The following is a 12,547-nucleotide window of genomic DNA, read 5'->3' on the forward strand; positions in this document are numbered from 1 at the left end:
GGTTAGCTTATCTTGAACTTGAGACCCTACTTAAGGAGAATTAAAATGCACAACGAGAATAAGATTATGCCTGCTGGCCAGATAGCATTACATGCGATTGAGCAGCTTGTTCTGTTCGCACTGCGCCAGCAGCTTATAGCTCCATCCGATGAAGATTATAGCCGTAATGTGCTGCTCGAACAGTTTGGTTTCAGTGAGCCGCTTGTAGGTGACATCGATCAAAGTGCATTGGAAGGGCCGCAGGCTCCACTCGATGCACTGATTGATTATGGTTTTGAAATCGGATTGATCCCAGAGAATAGTGACACTTACCGTGACTTGCTGGACGCCAAGATTATGGGACTTCTCATGGCCCGTCCTTCGGATGTAAATGCTGAATTCTATAGTCTGACTGCTGAAAAAGGCATCTCCGCGGCTACAGACCGTTTTTATAAATTGAGCATTGATTCGAACTATATTCGGATGGATCGGATCTCCAAGAATGTCTACTGGCTGCAGGATTCGCCGTACGGAGACATTGAAATGACGATCAATTTGTCCAAGCCTGAGAAAAATCCGAAGGAAATTGCGATGGCTCGGCTGCTCCCGCCGCCAGTCTATCCGAAATGTCTGCTGTGCCGTGAGAATGTAGGTTATGCCGGACGGATCAATCATCCGCCGCGCCAGAACCTGCGTATCATTCCGCTTAACCTGAATAATGAAAAATGGTTCTTCCAATACTCGCCATATGTTTATTACAATGAGCACTGCATTGTATTCCATCATGATCATGTGCCAATGAAGCTTACCAAGGATACCTTGAAGCGGCTGCTTAGCTTCGTGGAATCATTTCCGCATTATTTTATTGGCTCAAATGCAGACTTGCCGATTGTTGGCGGCTCTATTCTGACGCATGACCATTTTCAGGGCGGACGCCACACGTTCCCGATTCAAAAAGCGCCTAAGGAAGATACATTTACACATGCTTCTTATCCGGGTGTCAGCATTAATATCGTAAAATGGCCGATGTCCGTATTGCGCTTAAATGGTGAAGATCCTGCGGTTCTACTGGAATGCGGAAATGCGCTTTATGAAGCTTGGAAAGCCTACAGCGATCCAGAGGCGGAAGTGCTAGCCTTTAGTGAGGTTGACGGTGAAGTACAACCTCATAATACCGTTACTCCTATCGTCCGCCGGGCCGAGGACGGCAGCTTCGAGATGGATCTTGTGCTGCGGAATAACCGGACTAATGAGCAATATCCTGAAGGGATTTTTCATCCGCACCGGGAAATGCATCATATCAAAAAAGAAAACATCGGCTTGATTGAAGTTATGGGACTGGCGATTCTGCCGGGCCGTTTGAAGGAAGAACTTGATTCCATCGCAGGTATTCTTGCAGGAGATCAAGCGCTGTTAGAAGCGGTGAAGAATGACCCTAGTCATTCTCTTGCGCAGCATGCGGCTTGGATTCAGGAGCTGGTGGAGCGATTCGGAACTGCACTGCAACACGAGGAAGCGCTCAAGATTGTGCAGAACGAAGTTGGCATCAAGTTTACGCATATTCTTGAACACGCTGGCGTTTACAAACGGACTCCAGAAGGTCAAGCGGCTTTCCGCCGTTTTGTAACTAGCTTCGGTGCTTTGTAGTAAGTGAATTTAGATTTAAGGATGTCCTCAAGCCTATGGGCTTGGGGCATCTTTTTTTATTCGGAATGACGAAATCCAGCCACCTAATTTGAATGCGGGTAACCAGAGGTTTATAATACGAAGGAGTAAGACATTATGAATTAACTACTGGAGGTTTACACATATGCGTAAATTTGAATTTTATAATCCTACCAAGCTGATTTTTGGACAGGGTACCCTTGAAGCCTTGAAGACGGAGGTTCCTAAGTACGGTAAAAATGTGCTTTTGATGTACGGTGGCGGCAGTATCAAGCGTAGCGGTTTGTACGATAAAGTAGTTGCTGAGCTGAGTTCAATAGGCGCTACAGTGACTGAACTCTCTGGAGTAGAACCCAATCCACGTCTTTCCACAGTACATAAAGGCGTAGAGCTGTGCCGGGAGCATAATATTGACCTTGTTCTCGCAGTAGGGGGCGGAAGCGTATTGGACTGCGCAAAAGCTGTTGCTGTTGGAGCGAAATATGATGGTGATATGTGGGACTTTGTAGAGCGTAAAGCAGCGGCCCAAGACGCGCTTCCACTGGGCACAGTGCTGACAATGGCTGCTACGGGATCTGAAATGAATAACGGCTCCGTAATCACAAACGAGGTTACTAAGGAAAAAATGGGCTGGGGCAGTGTCCATGCCTACCCGGCATTTTCGATTCTTGATCCAGAGAACACTTTTTCTCTGCCACGTGATCAGACCGTTTATGGCATGGTGGATATCATGTCACATGTTCTGGAGCACTATTTCCATACAGACGGCAATACACCGGTACAAGACGGTTTCTGTGAAACTTTGCTGCGCACTGTAATTGAAACCGCGCCGAAGCTTATCGAAGATCTGAATAACTACGAGCTGCGTGAGACCATCATGTACTGCGGTACGATGGCGCTTAACGGAATGGTCAGCATGGGTTTTGCCGGAGATTGGGCGACTCATAATATCGAGCATGCAGTATCGGCTGTATACGATATTCCGCATGGCGGAGGTTTGGCGATTCTGTTCCCGCAATGGATGAAATATAACCTCAGCACAAACCCTGCACGTTTCCGCAAGCTTGCGGTAAATGTGTTCGGAGTTGATCCTGCTGGCAAGACTGATGAAGAAATCGGGTTGGAGGGTATCGAGGCTCTGCGTAATTTCTGGGATTCCATCGGTGCGCCGAAGACACTTGGTGATTATGATATTGATGACAGCGAGATCGGCAGTATGGCTGACAAGGCTGTTCGTTTCGGAGCGTTTGGTAATTTCCGCAAGCTTGAGCGTGAAGATGTAGTTGAAATTTATAAAATGGCTTTGTAAGTAACTCTTCTACGGAAAGAGACCATTTGTCTTTATTCAAGAAGCCGCAATAGAATGTCAAAGAAGCGGATCCTCCGTTAATGGAGGATCCGCTTTTTTGTGTTTATGGTCTAGTGTGACTTGCTCCTCTTGCACAACTTCACTCGCCCACGTCCCAAGTTCCGCTACCGCCGACTGCACCTCCTATGCTTCTGACCGTAAACTCCGCTGCCGCTGACCGTACCTCCGCTGTCGCTGGCCGCGCCTCCGCTGCCGCTGACCGAATCTCCGCTGCCGCTGACCGAACCTCACTGCCGCTGACCGCGCCTCCGCTGCCGCTGACCGCGCCTCCGCTGCCGCTGACCGCGCCTCCGCTGCCGCTGACTGATACCCATTGCCGCTGATCGCACCTCATCAATCACTGTTCGCACCCGTAATCTAATCCGTCGACCGTCCTCGGGAGTCTTACGGACCCAGCTGACGTTATTTGCGAATTTTCAGCCTTTTGAGCAAGTTTTCGGACACCAGAGACACTATTGCTTCGAAATGGCCTTATATTTGCTGGTTTTCATGCGAATAGGGGCTATGCGGTCCGATAGCATACCAAATGTCGGATAAATCGTCGAATAGGGTCTGTTGAGTCCGATGGGCCGAGGAGCGTAAGCAGCATAGCCTCTTCGTACGCGCGAGAGTGTTACCAACAAACTAGTATTTGTAAGATCCCCACACGACGGATTCCTCTTCCAATGCACGCCTACCCTACGGACCCAGCTGACGTTATATGCGAATTTTCAGCCTTTTGAGCAAGCTTTCGGACACCAGAGACACTATTACTTCGAAATGACCTCATATTTGCTGGTTTCAATGCCAATAGAGACTATGCGGTCCGATAGCATACCAAATGTCGGATAAATCGGCGAATAGGGTCTGTTGAGTCCGATGGGCCGAGGCGCGTAAGCAGCATAGCCTCTTCATACGCGTGAGAGTATTACCTAACCAACTAGGGTTTGTATGATCCCCACACAACTGATTCCTCTACCAATACACGCCTACCCTACGGACCCAGCTGACGTTATCTGCGAATTTCCAGCGTTTTGAGCAAGTTTTCGGACACCAGAGACACTATTGCTTCGAAATGGTCTTATATTTGTTGTTTTTCATGCCAATAGAGACTATGCGGTCCGATAGCATAACAAATGTCGGAAAAATCGGCGAATAGGGTCTGTTGAGTCCGATGGGCCGAGGCGCGTAAGCAGCATAGCCTCTTCATACGCGCGAGAGTGTTACCTAACAAACTAGGGTTTGTAAGATCCCCTCACGACTGATTCCTCTTCCAATATACGGCCTACCTTAGGACCCAGCTGATGTTATATGCGAATTTTCAGCCTTTTGAGCAAGTTTTCGGACACCAGAGACACTACAAATTTTGCTGTTTAGATTAAGTAACTTTCCAACAAAAATCAGCGCCTCAGCAACTATTGGACGGCTTTGGGACAACCCCATCGTATGTAATAAAACAGTGTCAATGTGCGCATGCTTATCCTCTGAATGGAACTTATTTGGGTGAATATCCAAAGATTGTGAAACCAAGGACCTACTTTGTACGTTTAATGTAATATGACAGTCCTGATTGAAGACAGGAGGAAACAAAAATGCAAACGCTGTATTTAGGCTGCTTGGCGCTAGGCGTCATATTTGCCATAGTCAGCGTCCTGGTGGGCGATGTGATCGGAGATGCCTTGCATGGGGCCTTTGATTTCGTATCTGTAGATTTTCTGAATCCCACCGTGCTGGCAGGAGGAATAACCGTGTTCGGCGGAGCGGGCATTCTTCTAACCCGGTACAGCGCTCTGGAAGCTGGGGCGATCATTGCTTTGTCTTTGTTAGCCGCCGCTTTTTTGGGAGTACTTATGTATCTAGGGGTGGTTAAGCCCATGGAAAAAAGCGAAATGTCCAATGGTTTCTCAATGAGTGATCTGCCTGGTAAGATCGGGGAAATCACAATTCCTGTTCCCGCCACTGGTTATGGTGAGATTATGGTAAAGTTTGGCGCCGGCAATAGCCTGCATACGGCAGCAAGCTTTGATCATGAGCTGCTTCCGGCAGGGATTAAAGTTGTTGTAGTGGAGGTTAGAGAAGGCGTTGCATTGGTGTCAGAATTCGAAAAGAGAAGAGGAGTGGATCTTTAATGTTCGGTATTCCTGAGTATTTGTTAGTCCCTGCTGTTGTCGTTGCTGTTTTGTTTGTGCTAGGTATCGCATTCTGGGCACGTTACAAAACGGTTGGACCCGATGAAGGGATGATCGTAACGGGGTCGTTCTTAGGGAAAAATCATATTTCAGACGATGGTTCTGGTCGTAAAATAAAGATTGTACGCGGGGGCGGGGCCTTTATACTCCCAGTCTTTCAGAAGGCTGAATTTATGTCGCTTCTTTCTCATAAACTCGATGTGACGACCCCGGAAGTATACACCGAACAAGGGGTTCCGGTTATTGCCGACGGCGTAGCGATCATTAAAGTGGGTAGCTCAACGGAAGATGTGGCGACAGCTGCTGAGCAATTTATGGGCAAACCGATTGAAGCACTGAAGAGCGAAGCACAAGAAGTTCTTGAAGGTCATCTGCGGGCCATTCTCGGTTCGATGACCGTTGAGGAAGTATATCGTAACCGTGACCGCTTTGCGCAAGAGGTTCAAGGCGTGGCGGCACGTGATCTTAAGAAAATGGGTCTGCAAATTGTTTCCTTTACCATCAAGGATGTGCGAGACAAACATGGATATCTAGAGGCACTGGGTAAACCGCGGATAGCTGCTGTGAAGCGGGATGCAGAGATCGCTGAAGCAGAAGCAGTGCGGGATGCGAGAATTCAAAAGGCAAACGCAGAAGAGCAAGGGCAAAAAGCTGAGCTGCTGCGGGATACGAATATTGCCGAAGCCTCTAAGGAAAACCAGCTTAAGGTGGCTGCGTTTAAACGGGATCAGGATACAGCGAAAGCGGAAGCCGACCAGGCTTATCATATTCAAGAGGCACGTGCAAAGCAGACCGTTGTTGAAGAACAGATGAAGGTTGAGCTGGTACGTAAGGAACGTGAAATCGATTTGCAAGCCAAAGAAATTCAAGTTCGCGAGAAGCAGTATGATGCTGAAGTGAAGAAAAAAGCAGAAGCGGATCGTTATGCAGTAGAGCAAGCGGCGGAAGCCGATAAGGCGAAGAGAATGCGTGAGGCAGATGCCTTGCAATATAGTATTGAAACGCAAGCAAAAGCGACATCTGAGCAGAAGCGTCTTGAAGGTCAAGCGATGGCGGATGCAGAGCTGGCTAAAGGTACAGCGGATGCTGAGGTTATCCGGTTGCGCGGTCTAGCGGAAGCAGAAGCCAAAGAGAAACTGGCGGAAGCTTTCCAGAAATTCGGCGAAGCAGCGGTGCTCGACATCATCGTCAAAATGCTGCCTGATTTGGCTGGCCAAATTGCGAAGCCGCTGGCATCTATTGATAAACTTACCGTTGTAGATACCGGTAATGGGGAAGGTGCAGCCCGGGTCAGCAATTATGTGACTCAGCTAATGTCCACCGCTCCAGAGATGCTGAAGAGCGTCTCAGGGATTGATGTAGAGGCACTGATCAAGGGGCTGACCACTAAAGCTTCCGGAAGCAAAGGAGCATCAGTTACACCAACCGCAGCAGTTGCCCCTGCAACTTATATTCAGCCATCAGTAACATCCAGTGCAGCCAGCGAGACTTTAACTTCTCTGCCTGAACAAAAGGAAAAATAGTTTAATGCAAATTATATTGATTTAATTTACTTAAGGTATGACTGGCAAAGCTGCTGGTCATACCTTAATCTTTATGTGTTGATCTAAAACAGACAACATGATAAACAGCTCGTGCGTATACAGGTGATTTTTGGTGAAGGCTTATAGCTTATCGAAATACCATGGGAATTATTGTATAAATGGACATCGTCGCTTTCACTGGTGTTTAAAGATTTTTTCAGGTAAAATAAAAGCCTTTAAGGCTGTTCACTCTGATCTACTAGCTTAGTAAGGACACAGAGTGTTCTTCTAATATGCAATTCTTGGTGTTATGATGGTAGCAAAGCTTGTATTTATCGTACGATTTCTTATTGCGAATGCTGCTGGAAGTTAGGTGTTTAGAAATAAAAGAGGTGTCAAAAATGAGTAGCATAACAGTGGCGAAGGTGTTAAATAACAACGTTATCATTGCCCAGCATCCTCAATATTCTGAGGTTGTAGTTATCGGTAAAGGGATAGGGTTTAACCGCAAGCTGCGTGATCAGATTAATCTATCCTCCGTGGAGAAGATGTTTATTCTTCGTAGCCAGGAGGAGCAGGAACAATATAAACAGCTTCTTCCCCAAGTGGATGAGAAGTTGATTGAGGTCGTTCAAGAAATAGTATTACATATTATGCATTGTAACCGTCAGCCGCTTAATGAGCATATTCACATTGCACTTACCGACCATATTTCTTTTGCTATCCGTCGTTTTGAACAAGATATCCCAATTCATAATCCATTTTTGTATGAAACTAAGGAGATTTATCCTGAGGAATATAAGATGGCAGAATATGCGATTGGACGGATCAATGAGGCTATGGGCGTGGAATTGCCGGTGGATGAGATAGGTTTTGTGGCTCTTCATATTGTCAGCGCACTTAGTAATAGGCAAATTTCCGAGGTTAGACAACATTCTCTCTTGATTGGAGAGCTGGTTGGGTTAGTCGAGAATTATCTGGACTATCGAATCCCACGGGATTCACTTGATTACTCAAGACTGGTAACCCATCTGCGATTTGTTCTAGAAAGATTACGCCGTGGAGAGGCGGTACAAGAGACCTCAACCCTGGATGGACTCATGAAACGGGAGTATCCTGAGATGTATTCGTTGGCTTGGAAATTAACAAAAATTATCGAACAGCGTGTGCGAATTCCCGTGTATCAAGCTGAGGTAAGTTATTTGACGATTCACCTGCAGCGTATTGCCCAGAAAAAAGTGGACGAACAAGATATGGACAAGAATGGTGAAGCTCCTTAAAGTGCAAAAGTTGTAACAAATCATGGTTTCAAAAAAAACGCTTGCTACTTAAAAAAAACGATGCTACAATGTTCACTGTCATCAACAAAACAGAATATCGAGCGTGTAACTGATTCGATCAGGCATGAGTGAATTACAGTATTTTGGTTGTTAACCCCCTTCTTGGGGCAATCTAACGATAGCGTTAGATTACAACTTCTATACTGTGTTGCTCATGCCTTTTTTGGCATCTGTTTTAGTGAAATTAATGAAAGGAGTAACCTAAATGTTTAAAAAGTTGTTTGGTGTTTTACAAAGAGTTGGTAAAGCTCTGATGCTTCCAGTAGCTATTCTGCCTGCGGCAGGTTTGCTTCTTGGAATAGGAAACATGCTGGTAAACCCAGACTTCCTGCAATATGTTCCAGCACTGGAGAACCATGTTGTTCAGGCTGTTGCCAACGTATTGATGAATTCAGGACAAATTGTATTTGATAATCTAGCCTTACTCTTCGCGGTGGGGGTTGCGATAGGTTTAGCCGGGGGTGAAGGTGTTGCGGGTCTAGCTGCCATTATCGGTTTCCTCGTAATGAACATTACGATGGGTACAGTTATTGGTGTTAATGATTACGTTCTAAGCCAAGGCGACTTCTCGTATGCCAGCGTATTAGGGATTCCAACACTGCAAACAGGGGTGTTTGGAGGTATACTCGTCGGTATATTGGCTTCGGCCATGTACAAGCGATTCTTCAAAATCGAGCTTCCTTCTTACCTAGGTTTCTTCGCAGGTAAACGTTTCGTACCGATTATGACGGCGGTAACAGCTCTAATCTTGGGCTTGTTACTGACAATAGTATGGCCACCTATTCAACATGGTCTGAACTATGTGTCACAAAGTATGATTGATACGAACAAAACGCTTGCAGCGTTTATCTTCGGAACGATCGAACGTTCGCTCATTCCTTTTGGACTGCATCACATTTTCTACTCTCCATTCTGGTATGAATTTGGTACCTACGTTGATAAAGCAGGAGAATTGGTACGTGGTGACCAACGGATCTTCATGCAGCAGCTTCGCGATGGAGTAGACTTCACAGCAGGGACATTTACTACGGGTAAATATCCATTCATGATGTTTGGTCTTCCAGCAGCGGCTTTGGCTATCTATCATGAAGCTAAACCTCAGAATAAAAAGATCGTCGGAAGTTTGATGATTTCCGCGGCATTGACATCGTTCTTGACAGGGATTACTGAGCCGCTCGAATTCTCGTTCCTATTCGTGGCTCCATTGCTGTTCGCTGTACATGCTGTGATTGCAGGTCTGTCCTTTATGACTATGCATATTCTGGATGTTAAAATCGGAATGACATTCTCGGGTGGCTTTATAGATTTTGTGCTATTCGGTATTATCCCGAACCGTACAGCTTGGTGGCTGGTCATTCCGGTAGGTCTGGCCCTTGCCTTAATTTATTACTTCGGCTTCCGGTTTGTAATTCGGAAATTCAATCTTATGACACCGGGTCGTGAAGAAGATACGAATGAAGAAGAAGAAGTGAATACGGAGTCTGTCTCCAGAGCCGGTGATGATCTACCGCGGAACATTTTGTCCGCTCTAGGTGGTAAAGAAAACATCACTCATCTAGACGCTTGTATTACCCGCCTTCGTGTTGAAGTTAAAGATAAGGCAGGCGTAGACAAGAACCGTCTTAAGAAACTTGGTGCATCAGGTGTGCTGGAAGTGGGTAATAACGTTCAAGCGATTTTTGGCACACGTTCAGACACGATTAAATCGCAGATTCAAGATGTGATTAACGGAAAGACACCTGCGGCTTCAGCAGCTCCAGTAGTGGTTACTCCAGAGCCAGAAGAAGAACAACAGGCAGGTGAAGCTGGTGAAGCGATTATCAAGGAAGATATCGTATCTCCAGTAAACGGTGAATTGTTGGATATCACAGAGGTGCCAGATCCAGTATTCTCCCAAAAAATGACGGGCGATGGCTTCGCGTTCCTATCCGAAGATGGGAAGATTGCTTCACCGGTTTACGGTAAGGTATTTAACGTGTTCCCGAGCAAACATGCCATCGGTATTATGTCTGACGGAGGCAAGGAAGTGCTCGTTCATATTGGGGTTAATACGGTTAAGCTTAAAGGTCAAGGCTTCACGGTATTAGTTGAAGAAGGCGATCTTGTAGCGGCTGGGCAACCGATTATGGAAGTGGATTTAGAGTATGTAAAAGCACATGCACCTTCTGTAATCTCACCTGTTATTTTCTCGAATTTACCAGAAGGCTCTTCTGTAACATTGAAGAAGCCGGGTAAGGTTTCTATAGGAGACCAAGACATCATTACGATTCAGTAAAAGTGCAAGGGCCGATGCTTCCTTGTTCATACAAGGAAGCGAAGCTTTCACTATAAATTTAAAATACTCTAATAACAGAAAGCGAGTTGGATAATATTATGCAAAAAACATTCAGAATTGTCGATGAAGATGGAATTCACGCACGTCCAGCAACTGCCTTGGTAAATACAGCAACAAAATTCAAAGGTACAGAAGCATTTGCAGAAGCTAAAGGTAAAAAAGTAACTTTGAAATCCATTCTTGGCGTATTGTCATTGGGTCTTGAAGCTGGAGATACTTTGTCTTTGATTACTGAAGGAAGCGAAGAAGCAGAAGCTTTGAACGCTCTTCAAGAAGTAATGATTAAAGAAGGGCTAGGGGAAATCCATGAATAAGATTTCAGGAATCGCGGCTTCAGCAGGGATTGCAGTAGCCCGTGCTTTTATCCTGAAACATCCGGATTATACGATTACGAAGACAAGTATCAGTGATACTGAAGCAGAAGTCGCTAAGTTGAATGATGCACTCGCCAAATCAAGAGTGGAGCTGCAAACGATTAAAGAGCGTACTTTGGCAGAGCTGGGGGAGAAAAAGGCTGAGATTTTCGAATCACATCTGCTTATTCTTGATGACCCAGAGCTGATCAATCCTGTAATTGATAAAATCCGTGAGGAATCGGTTAACGCGGACTATGCGCTAAACGAAGTGGCTACGCAATTTATTGAAATGTTCGAAAATATGAAGAGTGCCTATCTGCAGGAACGTGCAGCTGACATGCGTGATGTTACCAAGCGCTTGCTGAACCACCTGCTGGGCATTCATTATGTAAGTCCTGCAGAAATCAGTGAAGAAGTAATCGTGATTGCTCAAGATCTAACACCATCGGATACAGCACAGCTTAATCGTAAGTTCGTTAAAGGCTTCACAACGAATATTGGTGGACGGACTTCCCACTCTGCGATTATGGCACGTTCTTTGGAAATTCCAGCGGTTGTTGGAACTAAAACGGTTCTGTCCGAAGTGAATTCTGGCGATTTGGTGATTGTCGATGGTCTGAATGGAGACGTTCTGATCAACCCTAGCGAAGCTGAAGTGGCAGAGTACACTCGCAAGCAGGAAGCTTACGACTTGCAAATCGCAGAATGGAAGAAACTTCGCGACGAACCAACAATATCAGCAGACGGTAAACATGTTGAGCTAGCTGCCAATATTGGTACACCAAATGATGTGAATGGTGTAATCGAGAATGGTGGCGAAGGTGTAGGTCTGTACCGCACTGAGTTCCTTTACATGGGTCGCGATAAGCTGCCTTCTGAGGAAATCCAATATAACGCCTACCGTACTGTACTTGAGAACATGAAGGGTAAGCCGGTAGTCGTACGTACCCTGGATATCGGTGGCGATAAAGAGCTGCCTTATCTGGACCTTCCGAAGGAAATGAATCCTTTCCTTGGTTTCCGTGCGATCCGTCTGTGCTTGGATCGTCAGGATATTTTCCGTACTCAACTACGCGCATTACTAAGAGCAAGTGTTCACGGGGATCTTCGCATTATGTTCCCTATGATAGCTACGCTTGGTGAATTCCGTGCTGCGCGTGATCTTTTGCTCGAAGAGAAAGCTAAGCTTCGGGAAGAAGGTAAGGAAGTATCAGACAACATTCAGCTCGGCATAATGGTTGAGATTCCATCAACTGCTGTACTGGCTGACCAGTTTGCTAAGGAAGTTGATTTCTTCAGTATCGGTACGAATGATCTTATTCAATATACAATGGCTGCTGACCGTATGAATGAACAGGTATCTTACCTGTATCAGCCTTACAATCCAGCCATCCTGCGTTTGGTCAAAAATGTAATTGATGCAGCCCATGCAGAAGGTAAATGGACAGGGATGTGTGGTGAAATGGCTGGTGACGCAACAGCTATTCCGCTGCTACTGGGTCTTGGTCTTGACGAATTCAGCATGAGTGCAACTTCCATTCTGCCAGCGCGCAGTCAAATTTCCAAATTGTCGGCTGCCGACATGAAGGATTTGGCTGCAAAAGCTTTGCAGCTTGGCACGGCTGAAGAAGTAGCTGCACTTGTTCAAAGTATCGCTAAGTAACTTTTTACGCATGCATTAATCCGTTTTAGCGTTCTACTGTTTTCCAACTACTATTGCCGACTTCCGATGGCTGGAGGTCGGCTTTTTTATGTTTTTTAATCTATAATTTACTTTAATTCGACCTCATTTACTGTTCACTGTTTATTTTC

At 45.8% G+C, this 12,547-nt stretch carries 9 protein-coding genes; 8 read left to right on the forward strand and 1 reads right to left on the reverse strand.

Annotated elements, in window-relative coordinates; translation table 11 throughout:
- Positions 1 to 45: 45 nt before the first annotated feature.
- On the forward strand, positions 46 to 1,626 hold the full coding sequence (locus MKX34_RS07970; RefSeq protein ID WP_076272351.1) for a UDP-glucose--hexose-1-phosphate uridylyltransferase: 1,581 nt from the start codon (positions 46 to 48) through the stop codon (positions 1,624 to 1,626).
- Positions 1,627 to 1,789: 163 nt separating this feature from the next.
- Positions 1,790 to 2,953 carry an iron-containing alcohol dehydrogenase gene (locus MKX34_RS07975; protein ID WP_036680996.1) on the forward strand — a complete coding sequence of 388 codons (1,164 nt, stop codon included), beginning with the start codon at positions 1,790 to 1,792 and terminating at the stop codon, positions 2,951 to 2,953.
- Between the two features lie 139 nt (positions 2,954 to 3,092).
- Here the strand turns inward: MKX34_RS07975 and MKX34_RS07980 are convergent, their stop codons facing one another.
- A complete protein-coding gene (locus MKX34_RS07980; RefSeq protein ID WP_143763794.1) occupies positions 3,093 to 3,350 on the reverse strand; it encodes a hypothetical protein in 258 nt (85 codons plus the stop codon).
- Positions 3,351 to 4,584: 1,234 nt separating this feature from the next.
- On the opposite strand from MKX34_RS07980, the gene MKX34_RS07985 reads away from it, so the two are divergent.
- From MKX34_RS07985 to ptsP, 6 genes are all read left to right on the forward strand, one after another.
- A complete protein-coding gene (locus tag MKX34_RS07985; RefSeq protein WP_036683577.1) occupies positions 4,585 to 5,121 on the forward strand; it encodes a hypothetical protein in 537 nt (178 codons plus the stop codon).
- On the forward strand, positions 5,121 to 6,704 hold the full coding sequence (locus tag MKX34_RS07990) for a flotillin family protein (RefSeq protein WP_081383764.1): 1,584 nt from the start codon (positions 5,121 to 5,123) through the stop codon (positions 6,702 to 6,704). The genes MKX34_RS07985 and MKX34_RS07990 overlap by 1 nt, the downstream gene beginning before the upstream one ends.
- Positions 6,705 to 7,105: 401 nt before the next feature.
- Positions 7,106 to 7,984 carry a PRD domain-containing protein gene (locus MKX34_RS07995; RefSeq protein WP_036683575.1) on the forward strand — a complete coding sequence of 293 codons (879 nt, stop codon included), beginning with the start codon at positions 7,106 to 7,108 and terminating at the stop codon, positions 7,982 to 7,984.
- A gap of 265 nt (positions 7,985 to 8,249) precedes the next feature.
- The gene (gene ptsG / locus MKX34_RS08000) at positions 8,250 to 10,319 is read left to right on the forward strand and encodes a glucose-specific PTS transporter subunit IIBC (protein ID WP_076297605.1); all 2,070 of its coding nucleotides are present in this window, start codon (positions 8,250 to 8,252) and stop codon (positions 10,317 to 10,319) included.
- Between the two features lie 98 nt (positions 10,320 to 10,417).
- Positions 10,418 to 10,693 carry an HPr family phosphocarrier protein gene (locus MKX34_RS08005; RefSeq protein ID WP_036683569.1) on the forward strand — a complete coding sequence of 92 codons (276 nt, stop codon included), beginning with the start codon at positions 10,418 to 10,420 and terminating at the stop codon, positions 10,691 to 10,693.
- Positions 10,686 to 12,398 carry a phosphoenolpyruvate--protein phosphotransferase gene (ptsP, locus tag MKX34_RS08010; RefSeq protein WP_076297604.1) on the forward strand — a complete coding sequence of 571 codons (1,713 nt, stop codon included), beginning with the start codon at positions 10,686 to 10,688 and terminating at the stop codon, positions 12,396 to 12,398. Before MKX34_RS08005 ends, ptsP begins: the two co-directional genes overlap by 8 nt.
- The last annotated feature ends 149 nt before the right edge of the window (positions 12,399 to 12,547 follow it).

Origin of the sequence: Paenibacillus sp. FSL R5-0636 (genome assembly GCF_037974255.1) — a bacterium.
In the GTDB taxonomy this organism is placed as follows: Bacteria; Bacillota; Bacilli; order Paenibacillales; family Paenibacillaceae; genus Paenibacillus_AQ; species Paenibacillus_AQ odorifer.